We start from the raw sequence: 25635 nt of genomic DNA, 5'->3' as shown, positions 1-25635 counted from the left end.
CGAACAATCCCCACGTATTCAGAGACGCGTCCTGCAACCACGATTTTCCTGCTTCGTTGATGCCGGAAACCAATAAAAAACCCCGACCAGTCACCTGATCGGGGTTTTCTTTTACCGCTCGTTTGCGCTTAGTGCGAAACGCGGCTGGTCCCGCCAACAGTCGAAATCCGCACCCGCTCACCCACGCGGAACACTTCATTCTCCTGCACTTGCTGCACATAGGCGCGCATGCTGCCGTCGTCTTCGCGCACGGTGATTTCAACGCCTTGAGTGCGGGTCAGGCCTTCTTCAGTGGCCGAACCGATCAGGCCGCCGGCCACGGCACCGATAACGGCTGCAACGATGCTGCCTTTGCCGCCGCCGATGGCGCTGCCGCCGACACCGCCCACCGCTGCACCGGCGAGGCCGCCGATCGGGGTCTTGGTGCCTTCGATTTTCACCGGACGCAGGGATTCGATGGTGCCCATGCGAATCGTCTGCACGCGACGCGCTTCGTCACGGGAGTAGGAGTCACCGGTCAGGCTCGACTGGCAGCCGGTCAGCAACATCGCCATCGTGGAAAAGGAAGCAACCAGCAGAACAGACTTACGCATAGCATCAACTCCAAAGGACAGGTATTCATTAAACTCCGCAGCTTGACGCCTGTCACGGCGTCGCCCGGATAAAGTTGCTTTCATTCAGGCCCGGTACAGGCACCCGCGAACTCACCCAACAGTAGCGCCAAAATCCGTTTCCTGCGCCGCCGACCCAAGGATTTCCATGGATTACTTCATCATTGTCGTCACCACCGCCGCCGGTCTGTACTTCCACTGGTGGCTGTATGTGCGGATCAAACGCTGGATGGATCGCGATCTGGCCCTGTCACTGGCCGGCAAGGACGAAGGCAAACGCGCCTTCATGCTCGAACGGCTGAAGCAGGCTCAGGCGCAGAAGATCAAGCGCCGGGACCTGACGAAGTGGCTTGAGGCCGCTGCGGCAGGCTATCCCGCTCGGTAGACTGCTTAGGGTGCCAGACGTTCAAGAATCCAGTCGGCGCCCTGCACACGGTAGTTGAGGCGATCGTGCAGACGGCTCGCGCGACCCTGCCAGAACTCGATGCGCTCGGGGTGCAAACGGTAGCCTCCCCAGTGTTCCGGACAATCGGGCTGAGTGTCGGTGAAGCGCTGTTCGGTGGCTTTCAGCAAATCTTCCAGTTCACCCCGGCCGTTGATCACCCGGCTCTGCGGTGAGGCCCAAGCGCCGAGACGGCTGCCCAGCGGTCGCACCTGATAGTAAGCGTCGGACTCTTCAGGCGTGACCTTCACCACCCGCCCTTCGATCCGTACCTGGCGCTCCAGGGTCGGCCAGAAGAACGTCATGGCAGCGAACGGGTTCGCCGCCAGATGCTGGCCCTTGGCACTTTCGTAGTTGGTGAAGAAGGTGAAGCCCTGCTCGTCCAGCCCTTTGAGCAGCAGAATGCGGCAATGCGGACGGCCGTCCGCATCCACCGTGGCCAGGGTCATCGCGTTGGCTTCCACTGGCGCCTGTTCGGTTTTCACCGCTTCGGCAAACCACTGGTGAAACAACGCAAAGGGCTCGGCCGGGGCTTGCGCCTCGGTCAGGCCGTCCCGGGTGTAATCACGACGCATATCTGCCAGAGACTGGGTCACGGCGCATTCCTTTTCGTTAGCGGATCACTTTTTGGTGGTATCGGTCGCAGCGACTTTCTTGTCGGTTGCGGCGGCTTTGGCGGGCGCGGTCTTTTTCGCCGGAGCCTTGGCCGGGGCCTTCTTCGCTGGAGCCTTGGCAGCAGCTTTCTTGGCCGGTGCCTTTTTGGTGGCCGGTACAGCGGCTTTCTTAGCAGCCGGCGCCGGGGTTACCGGTTTGGCGGCAGGCTTGACGTCCTGGGCAGCGACCATGGTCACTGGCTTCGGTGCCGGCATGTTGTACTTGCTCAGTAGCGCGACCATGGTGTTCTGCGGCGTCACCAGCAGTTCGACACGACGGTTCAGGGCACGGCCTTCAACGCTGTCGTTGGCGGCACGCGGCGCTTCGGAACCCATGCCGCGCAGCATCAGGCGATCACGCTGCAGACCGCTGAGGCGGAAAATCGCCGCCACGGCCTGGGCGCGTTCCTGGCTCAACTTGACGTTGGCCGGAGCGGCGCCGGTGGTGTCGCTGTGACCGAGTACCAGCACGGCGGTTTTCGGGTCGGCTTCAAGGATTTTCGCCACACGGGTGAACGGGCCGAGGGTCACTGGCAGCAGCATCGCCGGCCGATCCGGGTTGAACGAGCCTTCCACCGGCGCGGTCACGACCAGCACGTTTTCACGGCGCTCGAGTTGCAGGTTGCTGTCCTTGATCGCGGTGCGCAGGCGCGGCTCGTAGTCATCCAGCCAGGCCTGAGTCACTTTCGGGTCGGGCATCGGCACGACTTTGGCCGTGTCCTGCTCCTTGCCGCCGAACGGCCACCACCATTTGCCACCCTTGTCGGCCTCGGCCTTGGCAACTTCGACCGGCTTGGCTTCGGGTTTGGCTTCAGCTTTCACTTCAGCCTTGGCCGCCGAGTCGTCCGAGCCAAACGGCCAGTACCACGGGCTGCTGCTCTCGGCCTTGGCCACAGGCGCGGTAGCGGCCGGTTTCAACGGCGCAGGCGCCGGAGCCGGCTCCTTGGCTGCGACTTTGTCGGAAGAACCGAACGGCCACCAGCTGCCGCCATCGGCATCGTTCTTCGGAGTCTGTGCACAACCGGTGATTGCGAAACACAGGGCCAGGGCGAGAGTTTGTTTGGACGACATTGGAAACCCACAAAAAGAAGTAGTGAACAATCAGAGGACTTTCGCCCGGATAAACAGACGCTTTGAAACGATATTCGCCATGAGGTTCCGGCCCTGGAACCTCGGACGATGCTTTACAGACAAGTGGCAAGTACCCGCGCCAGCTTCTGCGCGCGCGGATCCATCAAGACGTACGGCCCCAGGGTATTTGTCACAAATCCGAAGGCCACATCGTGCTCCGGATCAGCAAAACCGATGGAACCGCCCGCACCCGGATGGCCGAATGCACGCGGGCCGAGGCCGTAAGTGGCGTTCGGCACGTCGGGTTGATCGAGCATGCAACCGAGACCGAAACGGGTGCGGGTCAGCAAGGTCTTGTCCTCGCCGAGGCTGTGTTCGCGGGTCAGTTCTTCGAGCATTTCGCTTTCCAGCAGGCTGCCGTCGAGCAGACCAGCGTAAAACCCGGCCAGGCTGCGTGCATTGCCGTGGCCGTTGGCTGCCGGTTGCTGCATGCGGCGCCACTCCGGCTTGTTGGTGCTGGTGAGCACCGACGGGGGATTGGTGAAGGCCCGGGTGGTCATGGCCGTCGGCTCGCGCATGGTCACTTGCAGCAGGCGCTGGGCAGCGGCGTCACCGGTGTTGCCCTTGCCCCGCGCAATGTGCGCCACGCGATGAAACTCTTCGTCGGCCAGACCGACATGGAAATCCAGCCCCAGCGGTTTGGCAACCCGCGCCACAATCGATTCCCCCGGCCCGCGACCGTCGGCGCGCCGCAGCAATTCGCCGATCAGCCAGCCGTAGGTGATCGCGGCATAGCCATGACCGGTGCCCGGCGTCCACCACGGTGCTTCGGCCGCGAGGGCGTCGACCATAGTTTGCCAGTCATACAGCGCTTCCGGCGCCAGCAACTCGCGCAGGGCCGGCAGACCGGCCTGATGGCAAAGTAGTTGGCGCAGGGTGACGAATTCCTTGCCGGCGGCGGCGAATTCCGGCCAGTAACGGGCGACCGGCGCATCGAGCTGCAACTTGCCTTCGGCAACCAGTTGCAGCGCGGTGACGGCGGTGAAGGTCTTGGTGCAGGAGAACAGGTTGGCGATGGTGTCGCTGTGCCAGGCCTCGGCGCCGTCCTTGTCGGCGGTGCCGGACCAGAGGTCGAGGACGGTTTCCCCGCCGACCCGGATGCACAACGCGGCGCCGCGTTCCTGGGGATCGTCGAACAGTGCGGCGAAAGCTTCGCGCACCGCTTCGAATTGAAGCTCGTAATGTCCCTGAATCTGCACCCGCAACTCCCCCGCGAAAACGCTCTACAAAGTGGCCCGCATTGTTCCAGCCCGTGAGGGTTTTGGGAACCGCTGCGGGCCGGGCGGTCTTCAGGTTTCGTAACGATCAGTGACCGTTGCCCGAATGCCCGCCGGTATGGCCAGCCCCCTGCCCCGGGCCTTTGCCGGCGTCTGCCTTGCGGCCGCCTTCGGCTTCGTGGCCGGTCTTGTCCGCTGCGGCAGCCGCTTTCTGCGTCTCTTTGTTCAACTGATCGACGGTCGCCAGATTGCTCTTGCGTACCGCTTCGACAAAACCCTGGAACGGCAGATCGGTGACGCCAACCAGACCAAAGTGGCCGTTTTCGCCATCGAGCAGACGCCCGGTCACCGGTTGATCCAGATACTGGAACCAGTGCACGCCGACAATCGACGGCTCGCTCATCGCCTGCTTGAGGAAGTTGGCATAGGCCGGGCCGCGGTCTTCTTCCTTGCTCAACGGGGTCACGCCGCCCCAGAACGGACCGCGATCGGTCGAACCGAAGTTGAATTCGGTAATCAGCACCGGTTTGTCGAGGCTGCGCAGCGCGGCGAAGTCATAACCGTCCTGCGGTTGCAGGGTGTACATGTTGAAGCTCAGCACGTCGCAATACTGGGCGCAGGACGCCACGGCTTCCGGGGTGCTGGTGGCAAAACGGCCGCCAAGCAGCAACTGGTTCGGCGCGTGCCATTTCAGCGAGTCGGAAATGGTCTTGAAGTAGGTGTCGGCGAACACCTTCTGGAAGTATTTGAAGTCGGCCTCGATTTCCGGATGCTCCGGATTCGGCAGCGGCGCTTCGAAACCCGGGTCTTCCATCAACTCCCATGCCGGCAGATCAATGCCCCAGGCCTTCGACAGCCCCGCCTGATTGCGGTACTTGTCGCGTAACTGCTTGAGGAACGCGCGCTTGGCCGGAACGTCGGTGGTCATTTTCAAGGTGCCGTAGGCCAGCGCGTAACGGGATTTCGGATCATCACCGGGGCCGGCCCAGGCCAGCTCGTTGTCGGCGAAGTAGCCGATCAGCCACGGATCATCGCGATGATCACGGGCGGCAATCGCCACGGCGCGTTCGGTGGCCATGGCGAAACGCGGATCGAACGGGTCAGGCATGCCGCCCCACCAGTCGGTGCCGGTGCTGATGCTGGTGTAATCGCCGACAATCGACAGCGGCAAGGTGTACGGCATGCGCTCGGCGTCACCGAGGACAGGCGCGCTCCAGTTACCGACCGTGTTGAAGCCCCAGGCTTGCAGACGATCAAGGGTGTGGCTGGCCCACTTTTGCTCGTCGACCGTGTTCGTGCACGGCTTCGCAACGCTTTGCCCGCTGGTGGCTGCCGACTCGGCGACCCCGGCTTTCGGCTGCTCGGAGGCGGCGACCGGTGCACTGGCATTGGTCGCGGCTTCTTCGACAGCCCCGGCCTTGGCGGCTTCGGCCACTCCGGCCTTGTTGCCGCTGTCCGGGGTGCATGGCTCGCCATACAGACGCTGAAGGTTGGCGCCGTAGAAGTCGTACCAGCGACCGAAGTTGTAGCCACGACCCTGATCGACACCGTTGCCGCCACGGTTGTCGCCTTCGCCGAAGTGGCTGGCCAGCGGCTCTCCCGGTTTTGGCAGGGATTCGAACATGTACTCGCGGCCGGCCACGTAGGTCTGGTTGACCTCCGGGCTGACCGTGTTCACACCGAGGGAATAGAACGGATGGCCCTCGGGCGTCACCAGATACCAGCGGCCGTCACGTTTTTCGGTGCGGAAGAAACCGCTGGCCTTGAACGCCGGGCCTTTGCTCCAGCCGCCGAACTTGTCCAGCGACGACTTTTCGCGCTCGGCCAGCCAGGTGTTCAGTTGTTGCTGTTCTTTGGCGGCAGCGGATTTCAGTTGCTCGTCATTGGCGACTTTTTCCGGCCACTTGCCGCGAGTCGACTGGCCATAGGCATCCACCAGATTGCCGTAGGCGGATTTGATCACCTCGCCCTCGTCCTGTACGCCAAAGCGCTCAAGCAGCAGACTTTGCGCGGCTTTCGGCTGATCCATCGACAGGCTGACCGAAACCACCTGGCTGCGATCCAGCTCACCGCTGCTGCTGGCCAGCAGGATGCGCTGCCCATCGATCGTCATTGGCATCACCGGCCCGGCTTTCATGCCCTGGCTCAGTGGCGAGGTCGCGGTCAACGGCACGAGCAATGTCTGCGCCGGGCCCGCCGGCAGGTCAACGCGGCTGACCAGAGTCTTGCCGTCGTTGCTCTGGATTTGTACGTAGACGGTCACGGCCCAGTTCATCGCGCTCTGGATGCGCAGGCTCATCATGCCGGACTGCGACCAGTCCCAGGCACCCGTCTGCGGGGACAGACGCAAGGTCGGACGGGCCGTCGGATTGAACGTCACCCGGCGCAGCACTTCACCTTCCGGGGTCTGTTCGGCGTTGGCTTGCGGCAAGTCAGCGTTTTCGGTCGCCACTTTCACCACATCGGCGGGGCGGACAAAGTTGAACAGGGTCTGCTGGCCGGCAGGTGCCGCGAATAAAGGCGCAGCGAAAACCAGGGCAAAAATGGCAGGCAACGAACGACGAATCATGAGAACGGATTTCTCCCTAACGACCCACGAGGGCCAATGGAAAAGCAATAGCAGAGAGATAGACAGCGCGGCGGGCAAAACTGCCCACCGATGTCTCAGGATATTTCACGACGGAAAGGAGGCAACGCATTGAGGATCGCCTTGCCGTAGCGCTGGGTGACCAGCCGCCGATCCAGCAAGGTGATAGTGCCGCGGTCTTCTTCGGTGCGCAGCAGACGGCCGCAGGCCTGGACCAGCTTTAGCGAGGCGTCGGGCACCGAGATTTCCATGAACGGATTGCCGCCCCGGGCTTCGATCCATTCCGACAATGCGGCTTCGACCGGATCGTCCGGCACCGAGAACGGGATCTTGGCGATCACCACGTGTTCGCAGTAGGCGCCGGGCAAGTCCACGCCCTCGGCGAAACTGGCGAGGCCGAACAGCACGCTGGAATCACCGCCATCGACCCGCGCCTTGTGCTTGTTCAGGGTTTCCTGTTTCGACAGGTTGCCTTGAATGAACACTTGCTTGCGCCAATCGCGGTCGAGGCCGTCGAACACGTCCTGCATCTGTTTGCGCGACGAGAACAGCACCAGACTGCCGCGCGAGCCTTCGACCAGTTCCGGCAGATCGCGGATGATCGCAGCGGTGTGGGCGGCGGCATCGCGCGGGTCGGCTTTCAGGTCCGGCACCCGCAATACACCCGCGTCGGCGTGATGGAACGGGCTGGGCACTACGGCGGTGACAGCTTTTTTCGGCAGACCAGCACGCATGCGGAAACGGTCGAACGTGCCGAGGGCGGTCAAGGTCGCGGAGGTCACCAGACAGCCATAGGCCACGTTCCACAGGCTGCGGCGCAGGGTTTCGGCGGCGAGGATCGGGCTGGCGTTGACCTCGATGTCGAACAGAGAACCGCTTTCGGCCAGGGTCAGCCAGCGGGCCATCGGCGGGTTGTCTTCCGGGTCTTCGGCGGTGAACGCGGTCCACAGCTCCCAGTTGCCGGAAGCACGGGACAACAGGCTGCCGAACAGTGGATACCACTCTTCGGCCTGGTTGCTGGCGATGCCGATGTTGACCTCGCCGTCCATGCCTTCCTTGAGCAAATCGGTCAGGCGGGTGAACAGGTCGTTGAGGCGGGAGAAGCCTTTTTTCAGCTCGATCCCCATCTCGCGCATGTGCTCGGGAATCACCCCGCCGATGAAGCGATGACGCGGGCGCTCGCGGCCTTCGACGTCTTCACCGGGTTTGAAATCGGCGATCTGTTCGCAGGCGGTGAACATGAATTGCTGCTGGGTCTTGATCTCCCGCGCCAGCTCCGGCACCTGCTCGATCAGCTTGCCGAGATCGCCCGGCAACGGGTGCTGGGCCAGCAGTTTGGTGAGGTTCTTGGCGGTGGTTTCCAGCCAGTCGGCGGTGGAACGCAGGCGCGTGTAATGGGCGAAGTGGCCGATGGCCTTGTCCGGCAGGTGATGACCTTCGTCGAACACATAGATGGTGTCGCGCGGATCGGGCAAGACTGCCCCGCCGCCCAGCGCCAGGTCGGCCAGTACCATGTCGTGGTTGGTGACGATCACGTCGACCTTGCCCATGCCTTCGCGGGCCTTGTAGAAGGCGCACTGGCCGAAGTTCGGGCAATGACGGTTGGTGCACTGGCTGTGATCGGTGGTCAGGCGCGCCCAGTCGGCGTCTTCCAGCGCGTTGGGCCAGCTGTCGCGGTCGCCGTCCCATTTATTGCCGGCGAGCTTCTCGATCATGCTGGTGAACAGCTTCTGGCTGGCTTCATCGACCTCGATCTTGAAGCCTTCTTCTTCGAACAGCTGCGCGGTGGCAGTCTGCGCGTGGCCTTCCTGCAACAGCATGTCGAGCTTGGAAAGGCACATGTAGCGGCCACGGCCCTTGGCCAGCGCAAAGCTGAAGTTCAGCCCGCTGTTGCGCATCAGGTCGGGCAAGTCCTTGTAGACGATCTGCTCTTGCAGGGCGACGGTCGCGGTGGCGATCACCAGGCGCTTGCCGGCCAGTTTGGCGGTCGGGATCGCCGCCAGGCTGTAGGCCACGGTCTTGCCGGTACCGGTGCCGGCTTCCACCGCGACAATCGCGGGGTCGCCACTGCGCCGGCCTTCGTCGTCGGTGTCGATATCCCCGAGGACTTTGGCGACTTCAGCGATCATCAGGCGCTGGCCGTAACGCGGTTTGAGGCTCTTGGCCTCTAGAAAACGCGAGTAGGCGCCCTGGATCGTGGTTTTGAGTTCAGTGCTGATCATTGAGTGTCGGGCGCAAAAAACGCTGGATAAATTTTCAGTGGTTCGGATCGGCCGCTATCATACCCCGCTAATCAATCCTGCGCAGATCGGAGTACCCCAATGACACCTTTTAGCCTCGTTTACCCCATCCATGTACTGGCCGCACTGGTGTGGGTCGGCGGCATGTTTTTCGCCTGGATGGTGCTGCGCCCTGCGGCGATGAAGGCACTGGACGGTCCCGGGCGCCTGACGCTCTGGGTGGAAGTGTTTCAAGGTTTTTTTCGTTGGGTATGGGGGGCGGTGATTCTGCTGCCGGTCACCGGGGTGGGCATGCTGCATCTGCAACACATCGCCTTCGATAACGCGCCGCGTTATGTGCAGGTGATGATGGGGCTGTATGTGGTGATGACCGCGCTGTTCATCCGGATTCAGGCGTTGATGCTGCCTGAATTGCGCACGGCGGTGCAGGCGAAGGACTGGCCGGCGGGTGCGGCAGTGCTGGGGCGGATTCGCAAGGTGGTGGGTTTCAATCTGCTGGTCGGGGTGGTGCTGGTGGCGTTGGCCGCTGCGCGGCCCTCGTTCTGACAAGCGCGTTTTACCTGATCGTTCCCACGCTCCGCGTGGGAATGCCTCAAGGGACGCTCCGCGTCCAGTGACGCGGAGCGTCACGGGCTACATTCCCACGCAGAGCGTGGGAACGATCAAACAAACGATTACAGGCGCTGTACAGTGACAGACCCCGCCGCACCCGCAGGCCCCGGCTGACCGTCGGCCCCCGGCTTGCCACTCTTGCCGCCATCGGCGCGATAGACCAGGCAGCCCTTGGACTTGCCACCCGCCCCCGGCTTGCCGCCAGGACCGGCCGGGCCACCGGCACCGCCGGCAACTTCAACCTTGATCAGTTCGGCCGGAAACTCGCGCGGCACTTCAAGACGCACCAGTGCGCCCGGTGCACCCGGCTGACCATCGCTGCCGTTGCTGCCATCAAAACCGTGTCCCGCCTGACCCCAGGTGCAACCCGGCTCCTGACCGTTGGCGCCATCGAGCCCGACAAAACCCGGCGCACCGGTGCCGCCTCGGGCATCGACCACCAGTTTCGGCGCATTCAACGCCTTGAATTGCAGATTCAGATTGCGCCCGGCGCGGGCGGCTTTTTCATACGTTCCAGGCGCGCCACGGGCGGTGATCCGGCTGCCTTCGGCAAGCTCGGCGCGGATGACTTTCAGATCCAGCGCCTGTTCGCCCGGCACGATGGCGATGCGCGCTTCGTGGCCCAGCTGCAATTCGCCGACACTCAGCTCGGTCACGTTCGAAGGAATCAGCAGAGTGCCGTAATCGGCGACCACCAGTTTCTCCAGTTGCAGAGTGCTGGCGGTGTTCGGCAGACGCATCAGCGAGTTGGTTTCGACGCTGACCACCTGGGCGCAGGCCAAGGGACTGATGAATGCAGCGAGCAGGCAGAGTTTACGCATGGGAAGCCTCCGGAGCGGCCGGGGCCGGAATAGTTTGCAGGTGGAAAACGCCGAACAACAGGATGCGGCCACGATCACGCCAAGGGTGCGGACGCCCCTTGAGACTGCGGTTGCACAGCAGCACTTCGAGTACGTGGATCGCCAGCAGCAGACCGCCCGCCAGATTGACCAGCAGGTGCAGCGGATGAACAAACGGCACCAGCTGATTGGCCAGCACCACGCAGCAGAACAGCAGGGTCAACAATCGCCCCAGCCCACAGAACACCTTCATACGCTCCCCCGTGTTGCGAATTATTCTTTGGGCGCACAGTAACGGCTTCTGCAGGGGATAAGCCAGAGGGAAAAATGAAAAAAACCGCACCGCCGCCGGATGGCTGCCGGTTCGATGACGTTCATCGACCGACAGCTCTAGCCTGCGGACTACAGACTCATCCTAACGATTGATGTGCAGTTCCACCCGACGGTTCTGCGCACGCCCTTCGTCCGTATTGTTATCGGCGACCGGTTCACTTTCGCCGCGCCCTTCACTGGTGAGTTTGTTCGGCGCCAGGCCCTGGCTCAGCAAATACTCCGCCACGCTGCTGGCACGACGTTCCGAAAGTGCCTGGTTGTAGGCATCCGAACCCTTGCTGTCGGTGTGACCAATGACCTTGATGCTCACCACGTCGGCATTGCGCAGTTTGTCCATCAACGTGTCCAGCTGACTTTTCGCGGCCGGTTTCAGATCGGACTTGTCGAAGTCGAACAGCACGTTGCCGGCATCGTTGAGGGTGATGACTTCGGTTTGCGGGGCCGGTTCGGCGGGTTTCTCGGTGACTGGGTATTGCGGCAACGGACAGCCACGGTGGTCGACCGGGGTATTGGCCGGGGTATCGGGGCAACGGTCGCGGCGATCGAATACGCCGTCGTCGTCTTCATCGCCATCCTGGGCATAGCAGATCAATCCGCCGGTGAGGATCCCCAGCGCAGCGCCACCGCCGGCCCAGCCGCCACTTTCGAGCGCGCCGAGACCGCCGCCGACCAGTCCGCCAATAAGGCTGCAGATCGGCCAGGTACGTTGATTGAGGGGAGCGGTGCCATCGCTGTGGGTGGCGCAACCGGTCAACAGGCTGCCCAGCAGCAGAACCGGCAAGACGGACCTTGTAAGAACACTCATCGTTAAAGCTCCTGTGTCACCGGCCCATACCGGTTACACAGGAGTAAAGACCCGCATCCGCGACTGCACAAGCCGCGGATGCGAGGGGGCTAGCGGTTGATTTTGATTTCGGTACGACGGTTCAGCGCGCGACCGTCCGCAGTTTTGTTGTCTGCCACCGGCTGGCTTTCACCGGCACCGGTTACCGACACGAAGCTGCTTTGCGGTACGCCGCTTTCGACCAGGTACTTGACCACCGAGTGCGCGCGGCGATCCGACAGTTTCTGGTTGTAGGCATCGCTGCCGACGCTGTCGGTGTGGCCGGTCACGGTCAGTTGAGCGGTACTGGTTTCCTGTTTCAGGCGCGTGGCGACTTTATCCAGGACCAGTTTGTCGGCCGGGGTCAGCGTGGCCTTGTCGAACTGGAAGTGAACATCGCGGATGACAATGGTTTCTTCCTTGACCACTACAGCTTCTTCGACCACTGGCGCAGGGGCTGGTGGAGGGCAGCCGTCAGCATCGACCTGTACGCCTTTAGGCGTGCCCGGGCACTTGTCGCGACTGTCCGGCACACCATCGCCGTCTTCATCGCCATCACCGTGAACCCAGCAATAGGCTGCTGCCGTACCGCCGACGAGTAACGCGCCATACCCCGCCCATGCGGAGCTTTCGGTCGCACCGAGACCCGCACCGACGACACCACCGACTGCCGCACAGGTCGGCCAGTCGGTTTTCTGCAAACCTGCGCAACCAGTCAACACACTGGTTAGCAGAACCAAGGGTAATGCTGTCCGAACTATGCTCATCTAGTTTTCTCCTGAGGGATCGGCTTAGAACCGATTCAGGGAGTAAAGACCGGAGTTTTAATCTCCGCCAGCAATAGGCCATTGCTGTTTGTGCGCCTGTTCACGGGACTTCGACGAATTTGCCGCAAACCCGCGAGACAGAGATCTAGGCCTTGGCGTCCGGGCAGGCTAGTCTTGGCGCTCTGATTGAGGAGCTTCGATGAACGTCGCCATTTCTTCCCGCACGCCGCAGCAGGCATTGGCCGCCCTGCTCGACCGCTACGCCCCGGCACGTCTGCTGCTGATCGGCGCCAGCGAGTTCCCGGCGCTGGCTGCCTTTAAGGAAGCGCACCCGGACACCTGCGTCGCGCACGCCGCCCCCGGTGCGTTACCGGTTGAACTGGCGGCCCGCCGTTTCGACCTGGCGCTGGTGGTCGACTGCCTGGAACATTTGCCCAAGCGCGACGGCCTGAATCTGTTGGGCGGGATCCGCAACCTCAACGCCAGCCGCATCGCGGTGCTGGCGGATCTGCCGGCCAGTGGCTGGCAGGAAACCGATTTTTACTCCCTGGCCCTGCAGGCCAGCGAACGCTTCGCCCGGGACGAGCAGGTGCTGACCCTGTTCACCTACGATCTGCTTGACTACAAACAAGTCCCCGACTGGCTCAACTCGCGATTCTGGGCCAATCCGGAAAACTTCGGGAAATACTGGTGGTAATGCAATGAGTACAGCCATTTGCCCTTGCGGCAGCGGCAACCTGCTGGATGCCTGCTGCGGTCACTATCACGCCGGCCACCCGGCCCCGTGCGCCGAAGCACTGATGCGCTCGCGCTACAGCGCCTATGTGCTGGGTCTTATCGATTATCTGGTGGCGACCACCCTGCCCGCCCAGCAAGCGGGGCTGGATCGCCAGTCGATCAGCGACTGGAGCGCCCAGAGCACCTGGCTCGGCCTGGACGTGGAAAGTTCGGAAGTGCTCGGAGGCCAGCCGGAACACGCGTTCGTCACGTTCACCGCGCGCTGGCATGACGGTCAGGGCGAGCACAGCCACCGCGAGCGCTCGTCGTTCGTGCAGAACACCGGGCGCTGGTACTTCATCGACCCGACCGTGCAACTGAAGCTGGGCCGCAACGACGCCTGCCCGTGCGCCAGCGGCCAGAAGTTCAAGAAATGCTGTGCGGGGTATTTCGGCAGCTGAAGCTAGACTGGGCAGCAAAGGGAGTTAAACCATGCTCGGTCATTGGCGCACATTCCAGGTCTTCTCACTGCTCGTGTTTCTGGGGCTCGGCGGCTGCGCGTCATGGTTTACCGACGACGCCCGCGACCCCGCCGTTCACCTGGTGAAAGTCGAAGTGGTGCGCGCCAAGTTGCTGGAACAGAAATTCATCCTGCACTTTCGCATCGACAACCCCAACGACAGCGACCTGACGGTGCGCGGCCTGGAATACCGCATACACCTGGCCGACATGTTGCTGGCCGAAGGCGAGCACGAACACTGGATCACGGTGAACCCCAAAAGCAGTGCGTTTTACAACGTGCCGATCCGTACCAACCTGTGGCCGAAGGTGAAAGAGGTGGTGAAAATGCTGAAAAACCCGCACCAGCAGATTCCCTACCGACTGGAGGGCGAGATGGAAACCGGTTTATTCATCGCTCACTACGTGCACCTGGCGCGCAATGGCGTGATAATCCCCGCCGATTTGATTACGGAGTGACCCCGATGACCCAGCAACCTCATGTCCATGGCCCAGACTGCAACCACGATCATGACCATCACCACCATGATCACGACCATGGCCATGTCCACGGCCCGAACTGCGGCCACGCTCACCAGGAACCGGTGCGCAACGCCCTGAAAGACGTTGGCCGCAACGACCCTTGCCCATGCGGCAACGGCAAGAAATTCAAGAAGTGCCACGGCGCTTGATGTTTCGGGCGAACATTCGCTTCGCCCGTTAGATCGCTATCGCGGGCCCGCTCGCGATAGCACCGTTACCCGCCGCTTTCAGCCTGCCGCCAGAATGTGCTCGGTGCCGACCACCGTCGCATACTCCCCGTGCAGATTCCCCAGCGACATCGCATGCACCTCTTGCGCCGAACGCAACGTGCCGAAATAGTCGGCCTTGTCGAAGGTAAAGCACGCATCCTCCGCCACCCACGCGTCAAACCCCAGATTGCCTGCCGTGCGCGCCGTGGACTCCACCGAGTTGTTCGTCGCCACGCCGACAATGATCAACTGCCCGATCCCCGCCTCGCGCAACGTCGCCTCAAGCCCCGTCGCACAAAACGCATCCGGCACCTGTTTCTGGATCAGCCACTCGCCGTCCTGCGGCAAAAACCTTTCCTGAAAATCCACCCCTGACTGCTCGGGCCAGAACACCGAATCCGGCGAGCGCGACAAGTGCTGCACATGGACTACCGGCCGCCCGCTGCGCCGCCAAAAGTTCAGCAAATCGAGAATCCGCTCTTCGGCCGACGGATTATTCCGCCGCCCCAGACGCGGTTCCAGAATGCCTTTTTGCTGGTCGATGATGATCAGTGCAGCGCTGGCCTTAAGCTCCATGGCGATTTTTCTCACGCGGGGTCATTGAATTTCCCGTACTTGAGCATCACTTCCTGTCACTAAGCAAGCTATCGAACGCACACAGGACAACCTGAAGCCGGCGTTTGCTGTCCGCACGTAAGCCATTTTCCTGATTTGGAGCTTTCCATGATCGACCTGTATTACTGGACCACGCCCAACGGCCACAAGATTTCCCTGTTCCTCGAAGAAGCGGGCCTGCGCTATGACGTGCACCCGATCAACATCAGCCAGGGCGAGCAGTTCCAGCCGCACTTTCTGAAAATCGCCCCGAACAACCGCATCCCGGCGATCGTCGATCATGAACCTGCCGATGGCGGCGAGCCGTTGTCGCTGTTCGAGTCCGGGGCGATCCTGCTGTACCTCGCGGAAAAGACCGGCAAGTTCCTGCCCAAGGATCTGCGTGGCCGCCAGGTGGCGCTGCAATGGCTGTTCTGGCAAATGGGCGGTCTGGGGCCGATGGCCGGGCAAAACCATCATTTCAGCCAGTTCGCCCCGGAAAAAATCCCCTACGCGATCAAGCGCTACATCGATGAAACCGCACGCCTGTACGGGGTACTGGACAAGCAACTGGCCAACAACGAGTTCGTCGCCGGCAACGAATACAGCATCGCCGACATGGCGATCTACCCGTGGATCGTCTCCCACAAATGGCAGAGCCAGAACCTCGAAGACTTCCCGAATGTGCAGCGCTGGTTCAACCACATCAAGGATCGCCCGGCGACCGTGAAGGCCTACGCGCTGGTGCAGAAGATCAATCCGCCGAAGGCCTGACCGGCCTTGATCGTTCCCATGTAGAGGCGTCGAACCGTCCGCGTGCAAATGGGCCGCGGAGCGGCCCGGGCTGCATTCCCACGCAGAGCGTGGGAACGATCTGCGTGAGCGGTAAGAAATAACCGCTCGCCCCGCTTGCGCGGCCCCCTCCTGCTCACTAACGTAGCGGCTTTATTGCGCCCCCAGCCTCTACACCCCCGCAGGAGCTTTGCCATGGCCTCGCCAGCCCTTTCACATTTTCTTCCCCGGTTCGGCGTTGCCGCAGCAGTGGCCGGTGTTCTGAGCCTGACCGGTTGTCAGACCTGGAACGCCCAGGACACCCTCCCGCCGACCTCCGGTGTGCAGCCGCTCAAGGGCCTGGCGCAGAACGTTTCGGTACGCCGCAATGCCATGGGCATGCCGCTGATCGAAAGCAACAGTTTCCACGACGCGTTATTCGCCCTCGGTTATGTGCACGCCAGCGACCGGATCAATCAGATGGTCACCCTGCGCCTGTTGGCTCAGGGCCGTCTGGCGGAAATGTCCGGTGCGTCGATGCTCGACGCCGACCGCTACATGCGCGCCGTCAACCTGAAGAAAAGCGCCGGCGAGCTGTACAAGGCTTCGTCGCCACGGCTCAAGCGCTTCTTCGAGGTCTATGCCCGGGGCGTCAACGCCTACCTGTTCCGCTACGCCGACAAACTGCCGGGGGATCTGGCTTCCAGCGGCTACAAGCCTGAATACTGGAAACCGGAAGATTCGGCGCTGATCTTCTGCCTGCTGAACTTCAGCCAGTCGGCCAACCTGCCGGAAGAAATCGCCTCGCTGGTGCTGGCGCAGACCGTGACCAACGACAAACTGGCGTGGCTGACCCCGTCCGCTCCCGACGAAAACCTGCCGCTGGCCGAGGCCGACAAGCTGCAAGGCATCAAGCTCAACGGGCAGATTCCGGGGCTGACGGAACTGAGCAACGCCAGCGAACAACTGGCCGCCATTAACCTGCTGGGCACTCAGTCGTCGAACAACTGGGCCATCGCCCCGCAACGCAGCCGCAGCGGCAAGAGCCTGCTGGCCAGCGACAGCCACGGCCCGCTGGCCGCGCCGTCGCTGTGGAGTTTCGTGCAGATTCGTGCACCGAAATACCAGGCCGCCGGCGTGACCGTGGCCGGTCTGCCGATGGTGCTCGGCGGTTTCAACGGCAAGGTGGCGTGGAGCCTTACCAGCGTGCTCGGCGATAACCAGGATCTGTTCCTGGAAAAAATCCGTCGTCAGGGCAGCACGTTGTCCTACGAGGTCAACGGCAAGTGGCAACCGGTCGCCGTGCGCAACGAAACCTACTTCGTCAAAGGCCAGCGGCCGATTCGCGAAGCGGTGTACGAAACCCGCCATGGCGCGCTGCTCAACAGCACCCAGGCTGCCACTCAGGGCGCAGGTTTCGGCCTGGCCTTGCAGACGCCGAGCTTCACCGACGACAAATCCCTCGATGCGTTTTTCGATCTGAGCCGCGCGCAGAACGTTGAGCGCGCCTCGGACGCCAGCCGGGAAATCCGCGCCATCGCGCTGAATCTGGTGTTCGCTGACGCCAGCAACATTGGCTGGCAAGTCACCGGACGATTCCCGAACCGTCGTGAAGGTGAAGGTCTGCTGCCGTCGCCGGGTTGGGAAGGTCGCTACGACTGGGACGGGTACGCCGACCCGATGCTGCACCCCTACGATCAGGACCCGGCCCAAGGCTGGCTCGGCACCGCCAACCAGCGGGTCATCCCTCACGGCTACGGCATGCAACTGTCCAATTCCTGGGCGGCGCCGGAACGTGGCGAGCGCCTGGCCGAACTGGCCGGCAGCGGCAAACACGACGGTCGCAGTGTGATCGCCATGCAGTACGACCAGACCACCACCTTCGCCGCCAAACTGAAGAAAATGTTCGAGGCACCGGGCATGTCGCAGCCGCTGAAACAGGCGATCGACGCGCTGCCGGAAGCTGACCGCAGCAAGGCCCGCGAGGCCTACAGCCGTCTGATGGCGTTCGACGGCAAGCTCAGCCCGACTTCCGCCGACGCAGCGATCTACGAGTTGTTCCTGCAGGAAAGCATGAAGCAGATCTTCCTCGACGAACTCGGCCCGCAAAACAGTCCGGCGTGGAAAGCGTTTATCGCCAATGGCGACTTGTCCTACGCCGCCCAGGCCGATCACTTGCTGGGCCGCGAAGACAGTCCGTTCTGGGACGACGCCCGCACCCCGCAAAAAGAAGACAAACCGGCGATCCTCGCCCGCAGTCTGGCGGCAGCGATCAGCGCCGGCGACAGCCAATTGGGCGGCGACCGCCGGGCTTGGCAGTGGGGCAAACTGCACCGCTACGAGTGGAAGAATGCCAACGGCCAGACCGTTCGCGGCCCGATCGCGGCGGGCGGTGACCACACCACGCTCAACACCGCAGCGTTTGCCTGGGGCCAGGACTTCAACACCACGCGTGCGCCGTCGATGCGCTTCATTGTCGACTTCGGTCAGAGCGAACCACTGATGGGACAGAACGGGACGGGGCAATCCGGAAACCCGGTGAGCCCGAACTACCTGAACGGCATCGATCCGTGGCTCAAGGGCCAGTACATCGGCTTGCCGATGCAGCCGCAGAACTTTGACCGGGTGTATGGCAAGACGCGGTTGACGCTTACCCCCGGCAAGTAATCCCCCCACAGTTGATCGTTCCCACGCTCTGCGTGGGAACGATCGTGCGACAGTTCAGAAAATCAATAGAACTTCTGACTTCGCGCAAACCTCATAGCTAACAAGTCCCTCCATTCCGGTAACGCCATGGACCTTGTTATCGCCCGCCCCGAAGGCCTCTACTGCCCCGCCGGGGATTTCTACATTGACCCGTGGCGGCCCGTCGAGCGCTCGGTGATCACCCATGCCCACGGCGACCACGCCCGTGGCGGCAACCAGCATTACCTGGCTGCCAGCGCCGGCGAAGGGATTCTGCGCGCGCGTCTGGGCCAAGACATCAACCTGCAAACCCTCGACTACGGTCAGCGCCTGACCCATCACGGCGTCACCTTAAGTTTTCATCCCGCCGGCCATGTGCTCGGCTCGGCCCAGGTGCGACTGGAATACGGCGGCGAAGTCTGGGTCGCGTCGGGCGATTACAAGATCGAACCCGACGGCACCTGCGCGCCGTTCGAACCGGTGCGCTGCCACACCTTCATCACCGAATCGACCTTCGGTCTGCCGATCTACCGCTGGCAGCCGCAAGCCCAGGTGTTCGCCGAGATCAATCAGTGGTGGCAGGCCAACATCGAGGCCGGCAAGGCCAGCGTGCTGTTCTGCTATTCGTTCGGCAAGGCCCAGCGGATTCTGCACGGCATCGACGAAACCCTCGGGCCGATCCTCAGCCACGGAGCGGTCGAGCCACTGAATCGCGTGTACCGCGAGGCCGGCGTCTACCTGCCGCCAACCCTCTACGCCGGCGATGTGAAAAAGAACGACCCGATGATGCGCCAGGCGCTGGTCATCGCCCCGCCCTCGGCCGGCGGCAGCAGCTGGATGCGCCGTTTCGGCGATTACAGCGACAGCTTCGCCAGCGGCTGGATGCGCCTGCGCGGCACCCGCCGGCGGCGCGGGGTCGATCGCGGTTTTGTGCTTTCGGATCATGCCGACTGGCCCGGCCTGTTGTGGGCCATCGAACAGACCGGCGCCGAGCGAGTGATGGTCACCCACGGCTCGATTGGCGTGCTGGTGCGCCATCTGCGCGAAAAAGGGCTGGACGCACAAGGTTTCAACACCGAATACGGTGACGACGAAGAAGAGCTTTCCACCGCCACGCCCGCCGTTGCCGAGGTGCAACCATGAAAGACTTCGCCGGGTTGTACGCCGAGCTCGACGCCACCACCTCCAGCAACGCCAAACTGGCGGCCATGCAAACCTACTTCGCCCAGGCGCAACCGCAGGATGCCGCGTGGGCGGTGTACTTTTTGTCCGGCGGGCGGCCTCGGCAGCTGGTGCCGGTGCGGATCCTGCGCGATCTCGCGGTCGAGGTGTCCGGGCTGGCACCGTGGCTGTTCGAGGAGAGCTATCAGGCGGTCGGCGATCTGGCGGAAACCATTTCGCTGGTGCTGCCGGAGCACCCGCACACCTCCGAGGCCGGGCTCGCCGAATGGATCGAAGACAAACTGCTGCCCCTGCGCGGTGAAACCCCGGAATACCTCGCCCACCAGTTGCCCGCACTCTGGGCGCAACTGGATCGGCCGAGCCTGATGCTGTGCATCAAACTGATCACCGGCAGCTTCCGGGTCGGTGTTTCCAAACTGCTGGTGACCCGCGCCCTCGCCTCCATGGCCGGGCTGGACAGCAAACGCGTGGCGCAACGATTGGTGGGTTATACCGACCTGTCCAACCGGCCGACCGCTGCCAGTTACCTGAAACTGATCGCCCCCGAATCCAGCGACGAGCACGCCCAGCGTGGCGGCCAGCCCTACCCGTTTTTCCTCGCCCACGCCCTGGCGCAACCGGTGGAAACCTTCGACGCACTGCTCGGGCCGGCGAGTAGCTGGCAGGTGGAATGGAAGTGGGATGGCATCCGCGCGCAAGTGGTCAAGCGCGACGGAAAACTGTGGATCTGGTCCCGGGGCGAAGAACTGGTCACCGAACGTTTTCCCGAACTCGACACGCTGGTGCACGGTTTGCCCGACGGCACGGTGATCGATGGCGAGATTGTGGTGTGGAAAAACCAGCGCCCGGTCACCGAAGACGCGTTCGATCCGCAGTCGACAGAAGCGCCGGCGGTGCAACCCTTCGCACTGTTGCAACAACGGATCGGCCGCAAGTCGCTGGACCGGAAAATCCTTGAAGACGCGCCGGTGGTGGTACTCGCCTACGACCTGCTCGAATGGCAGGGCGAAGACTGGCGCAACCAGCCCCAGGCCAGGCGTCGTGAGCAACTGGAACAGGTCATCGCCCGCTGCAACAACCCGGTGCTGCTGCCTTCGCCGATCCTGACGGGTGACGACTGGTTCGACCTCGCGCGCCAGCGCGAGGCCTCCAGGCGCCTGGGGGTCGAGGGCATGATGCTCAAGGCCCGGGACGCGATGTACGGCGTCGGCCGGACCAAGGACATGGGCGTGTGGTGGAAATGGAAGGTCGACCCGTTCAGCGTCGACGCGGTGCTGATCTACGCCCAGCGCGGGCATGGTCGTCGCGCCAGTCTCTACAGCGATTACACCTTTGCGGTCTGGGATGGCCCGCCCGGTTCCAGTGCCCGGGCGCTGGTGCCCTTCGCCAAGGCCTATTCCGGGCTGACCGATGCGGAAATGCGCGAAGTCGACAGCATCGTGCGCAAGACCACCGTGGAAAAATTCGGCCCGGTCAGCAGTGTGAAACCGAGCCTGGTGTTCGAACTGGGTTTCGAAGGCATCGCCCTCTCCCGCCGGCACAAGAGCGGCATCGCCGTGCGCTTCCCGCGCATGCTGCGCTGGCGCCAGGACAAGACCGTGGATGAGGCCGACAGCCTGGCGACCTTGCAAAACCTGTTGGTCTGATCCCTTCCCCCGATACTCCCCCCTCACCCGATCGTTCCCACGCTCCGCGTGGGAATGCCTCAATGGACGCTCTGCGTCCGCTTTGGGACGCGGAGCGTCCCGGGCTGCATTCCCACTCGGAGCGTGGGAACGATCACCCACGAACCAACCTGGTGCAGCATTTCCGGCGCGCCCGTTTTCGTGCGCTGACCGGCCCCGGCATGCACTTCCTACACCTTTTAAAACACTTGTTCGGGACTCTGGTTCGGAAATTGCTACTTTCTATAAGTCGTAAGCGCTCCAGTAACAATCATTCCGCGCCACAAGCGCTCATATTGGTTCTTAGGGATTGAATAATGAAAAAAGCATTGCTGACCCTTTCTGCACTGGCGTTGTGCATGGCCGCCGGCTCCGCGCTGGCCAAGGAATACAAAGAACTGCGGTTTGGCGTTGACCCTTCCTACGCACCGTTCGAGTCGAAAGCGGCAGACGGCAGCCTGGTTGGCTTCGACATCGATCTGGGCAACGCGATCTGCGCCGAGCTGAAGGTCAAGTGCAAATGGGTCGAAAGTGACTTCGACGGTATGATTCCGGGCCTCAAGGCCAATAAATTCGACGGCGTGATCTCGTCGATGACCGTTACCGAAGCCCGTGAAAAAGTCATCGACTTCTCCAGCGAGCTGTTCTCCGGCCCGACGGCCTACGTGTCGAAAAAAGGTTCGGGCATCACCGACGACGTCGCCTCCCTGAAAGGCAAAACCGTCGGCTACGAGCAAGGCACCATCCAGGAAGCCTATGCCAAAGCCGTGCTGGACAAGGCCGGCGTGAAAACCCAGGCCTATCAGAACCAGGATCAGGTGTATTCCGACCTGACTTCCGGCCGTCTCGATGCGGGCATTCAGGACATGTTGCAGGCCGAACTGGGCTTTCTGAAGTCGCCGCAGGGCGCCGACTATGCGGTCAGCGAGCCAGTCGACAACCACTTGCTGCCAGCCAAGACCGCTGTCGGTATTAAGAAAGGTAACACCGAGCTGAAAGCGCTTTTGGATAAAGGTATCAAAGCGTTACACGATGATGGCAAATACGCCGAGATTCAAAAGAAACACTTTGGCGATCTGAATCTGTACAGCGGCAAATAATGCCCCGGCGCCCATCCTCGATGGGCGCCTTTTTCATTCAGTCAGGTTGCTGATTTATGTTCGAAAACCTCTTACAAAATCTGGGGCTCTCCGCCTTCAGCCTCAAGGGTTTTGGCCCTTTGCTGTTGGAAGGCACCTGGATGACCATCAAATTGTCGGCGTTGTCGCTGCTGGTGGCCGTGTTGCTCGGCCTGCTCGGCGCCAGTGCCAAGCTGTCAAAAGTCAAACTGCTGCGCCTGCCCGCCCAGCTCTACACCACCCTGATTCGCGGGGTGCCGGACCTGGTGCTGATGCTGCTGATCTTCTACAGCCTGCAAACCTGGCTGACGACGCTCACCGATTACCTGGAATGGGAATACATCGAGATCGACCCGTTCAGCGCCGGTGTCCTGACTCTGGGCTTCATTTATGGTGCGTACTTCACTGAAACCTTCCGCGGGGCGATTCTTGCCGTGCCGCGCGGTCAGGTCGAAGCCGCCACCGCCTATGGTCTCAAGCGCGGCCAGCGCTTTCGTTTCGTGGTGTTCCCGCAAATGATGCGCTTCGCCCTGCCGGGCATCGGCAACAACTGGATGGTGATGCTCAAGGCCACCGCGCTGGTTTCGATCATCGGCCTGGCCGATCTGGTCAAGGCCGCGCAGGACGCCGGCAAGAGCACCTATCAACTGTTTTACTTCCTGGTCCTCGCCGCGTTGATCTACCTGCTGATCACCAGTGCCTCGAACTTCATCCTGCGCTGGCTCGAACGCCGCTACGCCGCCGGTGCCCGGGAGGCCGTACGATGATCGAACTCCTGCAGGAATACTGGAAAGCCTTCCTTTATACCGACGGCCAGAACATCACCGGGCTGGCGATGACGATGTGGCTGCTCAGCGCCTCGATCTTCTTCGGTTTCATCGTGTCGATTCCGCTGTCGATCGCTCGGGTCTCGCCGCACTTCTACATTCGCTGGCCGGTGCAGTTCTACACCTACCTGTTCCGTGGCACGCCGCTCTATATCCAGTTGCTGATCTGCTACACCGGGATCTACAGCCTCGCCGCAGTACGCGCGCAACCGGTGCTCGACAGTTTCTTTCGCGATGCGATGAACTGCACGATCCTGGCCTTCGCCCTGAACACCTGCGCCTATACCACGGAGATTTTCGCCGGGGCGATCCGCAGCATGAACCACGGCGAAGTCGAAGCGGCCAAGGCCTACGGCCTGACCGGCTGGAAGCTGTATGCCTACGTGATCATGCCGTCGGCGCTGCGCCGTTCGTTGCCGTACTACAGCAACGAAGTGATCCTGATGCTGCACTCGACCACCGTGGCTTTCACCGCGACCATCCCCGACATCCTGAAAGTCGCGCGGGACGCCAACTCGGCGACCTTCCTGACCTTCCAGTCGTTCGGCATCGCCGCGCTGATCTACCTGACCATCACCTTTGCGCTGGTCGGCCTGTTCCGCCTTGCCGAACGCCGATGGCTGGCCTTCCTCGGCCCGACCCACTAGGACCCTTTTGAGATGCGCCACCAGATACATGACCTGCTGGCCCCGCTGCCGGGGACCGCACGACAGATCCACAGTTTTCACTTCGGCCCGGACAAGGCCCAGGGCAAGATTTACATCCAGTCCTCGCTGCATGCCGACGAACTGCCCGGCATGCTCGTGGCCTGGCACCTCAAGCAGCGTCTGGCGGAGCTGGAAGCCGCCGGGCGCCTGCGCAGCGAAATCGTGCTGGTGCCGGTGGCCAACCCGGTCGGCCTCGAACAGGTGCTGATGGACGTGCCGCTGGGCCGCTACGAGCTGGAGAGCGGACAGAACTTCAACCGCTGGTTCGTCGACCTCAGCGAAGAAATCGGCAACGAAATCGAAGCGCAACTAAACGATGACCCGCAGCGCAACCTCGAACTGATCCGGTCCAGCCTGCGCAACGCCCTCGCCCGCCACACCGCCACGACTCAGCTGCAATCCCAGCGCCTGACCCTGCAACGGCTGGCCTGCGATGCGGACATGGTTTTGGACCTGCACTGCGATTTCGAATCCGTGGTTCACCTGTACACCACGCCCGAGGCGTGGCCGCAGGTCGAGCCGCTGGCGCGTTATATCGAATCCCAGGCGAGCCTGTTGGCCACCGACTCCGGCGGCCAGTCGTTCGACGAGTGCTTCACCCTGCTGTGGTGGCAATTGAAGGAGCGCTTCGGCGAACACTTCGAGATTCCGCTGGGCAGTTTCTCGGTCACCGTCGAATTGCGTGGCCAGGGAGATGTCACCCATCCGCTGGCCAGTCGCGATTGCCAGGCGCTGATCGATTACCTGATCCACTTCGGCGCCATCGTCGGCGAACCCAAAGCCTTGCCGGCGCTGCCACATCCCGCCACACCGCTGGCGGGCGTGGAACCGGTGGCCACGCCCGTCGGCGGCCTGCTGGTCTACAGCGCCACACCCGGCCAGTGGCTGGAAGCCGGGCAGAAAATCGCCGAAATCATCGACCCGATCAGCGACCGGGTCACTCACGTTCATTGCACCGCTTCCGGTCTGCTCTATGCCCGCTCGCTGCGGCGCATGGCCACCGCCGGGATGGTGATCGCCCACGTCGCGGGCGCCGAAGCCTATCGCAGCGGTTATCTACTTTCGCCTTGAGGATGCCTGTCCCATGTACAAATTGACCGTTGAAGGCCTGCACAAAAGCTATGGCGACCATCAGGTGCTCAAAGGCGTCTCGCTCAAGGCCAAGACCGGCGACGTGATCAGCCTGATCGGCGCCAGCGGCTCGGGCAAAAGCACCTTTTTGCGCTGCATCAACTTTCTCGAACAACCCAACGACGGCGCAATGAGCCTCGATGGCCAGGCGATCCGCATGGTCACCGACCGCCACGGCATGCACGTGGCTGACGCCGATGAACTGCAACGCCTGCGCACCCGGCTGGCGATGGTGTTCCAGCACTTCAACCTGTGGAGCCACATGACCGTGCTGGAAAACATCACCATGGCCCCGCGCCGGGTGCTGGGCTGCAGCAAACAGGAAGCCGACGACCGCGCCCGGCGTTATCTGGAAAAGGTCGGTCTGCCGGCGCGAGTGGCGGATCAATACCCGGCATTCCTCTCCGGTGGCCAGCAGCAACGGGTGGCGATTGCCCGGGCTCTGGCGATGGAGCCGGAAGTCATGCTGTTCGACGAACCGACTTCGGCGCTGGACCCGGAGCTGGTCGGCGAAGTGCTCAAGGTGATTCAGGGCCTGGCCGAAGAAGGCCGGACCATGATCATGGTCACCCACGAAATGAGCTTTGCGCGCAAGGTCTCGAGCCAGGTGCTGTTCCTGCATCAGGGGCTGGTGGAAGAAGAAGGCGCGCCCGAAGAAGTGCTGGGCAATCCAAAAAGCGAACGCCTGAAGCAATTCCTCAGCGGCAATCTCAAGTAAAACTATTGCCCGGCCG

Annotated in this window: 26 protein-coding genes; 15 read left to right on the top strand and 11 right to left on the bottom strand. The window is 62.4% G+C overall.

Annotation, left to right across the window (positions count from 1 at the left end; all coding sequences use genetic code 11):
* Positions 1–128: 128 nt before the first annotated feature.
* Positions 129–593 (bottom strand): outer membrane lipoprotein, encoded by a 465-nt coding sequence (locus tag AC0R79_RS07430; RefSeq protein WP_007918566.1) that lies wholly within the window; start codon positions 591–593, stop codon positions 129–131.
* A gap of 166 nt (positions 594–759) precedes the next feature.
* On the opposite strand from AC0R79_RS07430, the gene AC0R79_RS07425 reads away from it, so the two are divergent.
* On the top strand, positions 760–996 hold the full coding sequence (locus AC0R79_RS07425; protein ID WP_474733911.1) for a hypothetical protein: 237 nt from the start codon (positions 760–762) through the stop codon (positions 994–996).
* Positions 997–1001: 5 nt separating this feature from the next.
* Here AC0R79_RS07425 and pdxH read toward each other — a convergent pair whose 3' ends face one another.
* From pdxH to dinG, 5 genes are all read right to left on the bottom strand, one after another.
* Entirely contained in the window at positions 1002–1649 is a 648-nt protein-coding gene (gene pdxH / locus AC0R79_RS07420) for a pyridoxamine 5'-phosphate oxidase (protein WP_474733909.1), read from the bottom strand.
* Positions 1650–1673: 24 nt separating this feature from the next.
* Positions 1674–2777 carry an OmpA family protein gene (locus tag AC0R79_RS07415; protein WP_085605356.1) on the bottom strand — a complete coding sequence of 368 codons (1104 nt, stop codon included), beginning with the start codon at positions 2775–2777 and terminating at the stop codon, positions 1674–1676.
* 113 nt (positions 2778–2890) lie between these two features.
* Positions 2891–4036 (bottom strand): serine hydrolase domain-containing protein, encoded by a 1146-nt coding sequence (locus AC0R79_RS07410; RefSeq protein ID WP_474733907.1) that lies wholly within the window; start codon positions 4034–4036, stop codon positions 2891–2893.
* A gap of 106 nt (positions 4037–4142) precedes the next feature.
* Positions 4143–6623 carry a beta-agarase gene (locus tag AC0R79_RS07405; protein ID WP_474733905.1) on the bottom strand — a complete coding sequence of 827 codons (2481 nt, stop codon included), beginning with the start codon at positions 6621–6623 and terminating at the stop codon, positions 4143–4145.
* A 95-nt stretch (positions 6624–6718) separates the two neighbouring features.
* Entirely contained in the window at positions 6719–8863 is a 2145-nt protein-coding gene (dinG, locus tag AC0R79_RS07400) for an ATP-dependent DNA helicase DinG (protein WP_085605353.1), read from the bottom strand.
* A 99-nt stretch (positions 8864–8962) separates the two neighbouring features.
* On the opposite strand from dinG, the gene AC0R79_RS07395 reads away from it, so the two are divergent.
* Complete coding sequence (locus AC0R79_RS07395; RefSeq protein WP_474733902.1) at positions 8963–9427, top strand: CopD family protein; 465 nt, start codon at positions 8963–8965, stop codon at positions 9425–9427.
* 128 nt (positions 9428–9555) lie between these two features.
* On the opposite strand, the gene AC0R79_RS07390 is transcribed toward AC0R79_RS07395, so the two are convergent.
* The 4 genes from AC0R79_RS07390 to AC0R79_RS07375 all read right to left on the bottom strand — a co-directional run bounded on the left by AC0R79_RS07390 (position 9556) and on the right by AC0R79_RS07375 (position 12255).
* A complete protein-coding gene (locus AC0R79_RS07390) occupies positions 9556–10314 on the bottom strand; it encodes a collagen-like protein (protein ID WP_375745762.1) in 759 nt (252 codons plus the stop codon).
* Positions 10307–10585 carry a DUF1145 domain-containing protein gene (locus AC0R79_RS07385; protein ID WP_039771353.1) on the bottom strand — a complete coding sequence of 93 codons (279 nt, stop codon included), beginning with the start codon at positions 10583–10585 and terminating at the stop codon, positions 10307–10309. The genes AC0R79_RS07390 and AC0R79_RS07385 overlap by 8 nt, the downstream gene beginning before the upstream one ends.
* 162 nt (positions 10586–10747) lie before the next feature.
* Positions 10748–11470, bottom strand: coding sequence for a PA1041 family peptidoglycan-binding anchor lipoprotein (locus tag AC0R79_RS07380; protein WP_007952001.1), 723 nt, complete (start codon positions 11468–11470; stop codon positions 10748–10750).
* A gap of 89 nt (positions 11471–11559) precedes the next feature.
* Positions 11560–12255, bottom strand: a complete 696-nt coding sequence (locus tag AC0R79_RS07375; protein WP_007951999.1) for a PA1041 family peptidoglycan-binding anchor lipoprotein — start codon at positions 12253–12255, stop codon at positions 11560–11562.
* Positions 12256–12454: 199 nt separating this feature from the next.
* Between AC0R79_RS07375 and AC0R79_RS07370 the strand changes: the two genes are divergently transcribed.
* The 4 genes from AC0R79_RS07370 to AC0R79_RS07355 are packed head-to-tail and all read left to right on the top strand — an operon-like array spanning position 12455 to position 14162.
* On the top strand, positions 12455–12952 hold the full coding sequence (locus tag AC0R79_RS07370) for a DUF6231 family protein (RefSeq protein WP_474733898.1): 498 nt from the start codon (positions 12455–12457) through the stop codon (positions 12950–12952).
* Positions 12953–12956: 4 nt separating this feature from the next.
* On the top strand, positions 12957–13433 hold the full coding sequence (locus AC0R79_RS07365; protein WP_007955017.1) for a YchJ family protein: 477 nt from the start codon (positions 12957–12959) through the stop codon (positions 13431–13433).
* A gap of 31 nt (positions 13434–13464) precedes the next feature.
* Entirely contained in the window at positions 13465–13950 is a 486-nt protein-coding gene (locus tag AC0R79_RS07360; RefSeq protein ID WP_007955016.1) for an LEA/WHy family protein, read from the top strand.
* 5 nt (positions 13951–13955) lie between these two features.
* The gene (locus AC0R79_RS07355) at positions 13956–14162 is read left to right on the top strand and encodes an SEC-C metal-binding domain-containing protein (RefSeq protein ID WP_007955014.1); all 207 of its coding nucleotides are present in this window, start codon (positions 13956–13958) and stop codon (positions 14160–14162) included.
* Between the two features lie 78 nt (positions 14163–14240).
* Here AC0R79_RS07355 and AC0R79_RS07350 read toward each other — a convergent pair whose 3' ends face one another.
* Positions 14241–14798, bottom strand: coding sequence for a cysteine hydrolase family protein (locus AC0R79_RS07350; protein ID WP_474733896.1), 558 nt, complete (start codon positions 14796–14798; stop codon positions 14241–14243).
* A gap of 147 nt (positions 14799–14945) precedes the next feature.
* On the opposite strand from AC0R79_RS07350, the gene AC0R79_RS07345 reads away from it, so the two are divergent.
* The 9 genes from AC0R79_RS07345 to AC0R79_RS07305 all read left to right on the top strand — a co-directional run bounded on the left by AC0R79_RS07345 (position 14946) and on the right by AC0R79_RS07305 (position 25619).
* The gene (locus tag AC0R79_RS07345; protein ID WP_474733895.1) at positions 14946–15590 is read left to right on the top strand and encodes a glutathione binding-like protein; all 645 of its coding nucleotides are present in this window, start codon (positions 14946–14948) and stop codon (positions 15588–15590) included.
* Between the two features lie 213 nt (positions 15591–15803).
* Positions 15804–18254 (top strand): penicillin acylase family protein, encoded by a 2451-nt coding sequence (locus tag AC0R79_RS07340; RefSeq protein ID WP_474733892.1) that lies wholly within the window; start codon positions 15804–15806, stop codon positions 18252–18254.
* A gap of 126 nt (positions 18255–18380) precedes the next feature.
* Positions 18381–19415, top strand: coding sequence for a ligase-associated DNA damage response exonuclease (locus tag AC0R79_RS07335; RefSeq protein WP_474733890.1), 1035 nt, complete (start codon positions 18381–18383; stop codon positions 19413–19415).
* Entirely contained in the window at positions 19412–21100 is a 1689-nt protein-coding gene (locus tag AC0R79_RS07330; protein ID WP_474733888.1) for an ATP-dependent DNA ligase, read from the top strand. The genes AC0R79_RS07335 and AC0R79_RS07330 overlap by 4 nt, the downstream gene beginning before the upstream one ends.
* A 335-nt stretch (positions 21101–21435) precedes the next feature.
* Positions 21436–22218, top strand: coding sequence for a transporter substrate-binding domain-containing protein (locus AC0R79_RS07325; RefSeq protein WP_007955002.1), 783 nt, complete (start codon positions 21436–21438; stop codon positions 22216–22218).
* 56 nt (positions 22219–22274) lie between these two features.
* Positions 22275–23003, top strand: coding sequence for an ABC transporter permease (locus AC0R79_RS07320; protein WP_064593908.1), 729 nt, complete (start codon positions 22275–22277; stop codon positions 23001–23003).
* The gene (locus AC0R79_RS07315) at positions 23000–23710 is read left to right on the top strand and encodes an ABC transporter permease (protein WP_085683297.1); all 711 of its coding nucleotides are present in this window, start codon (positions 23000–23002) and stop codon (positions 23708–23710) included. The genes AC0R79_RS07320 and AC0R79_RS07315 overlap by 4 nt, the downstream gene beginning before the upstream one ends.
* Before the next feature lie 12 nt (positions 23711–23722).
* The gene (locus AC0R79_RS07310) at positions 23723–24841 is read left to right on the top strand and encodes a succinylglutamate desuccinylase/aspartoacylase family protein (RefSeq protein WP_474733886.1); all 1119 of its coding nucleotides are present in this window, start codon (positions 23723–23725) and stop codon (positions 24839–24841) included.
* Between the two features lie 13 nt (positions 24842–24854).
* Complete coding sequence (locus AC0R79_RS07305; protein WP_007954993.1) at positions 24855–25619, top strand: ABC transporter ATP-binding protein; 765 nt, start codon at positions 24855–24857, stop codon at positions 25617–25619.
* Positions 25620–25635 lie beyond the last annotated feature (16 nt).

The organism is Pseudomonas sp. HD57-3 (genome assembly GCF_056113135.1).
This window is presented reverse-complemented; position numbering and strand designations above follow the sequence as displayed.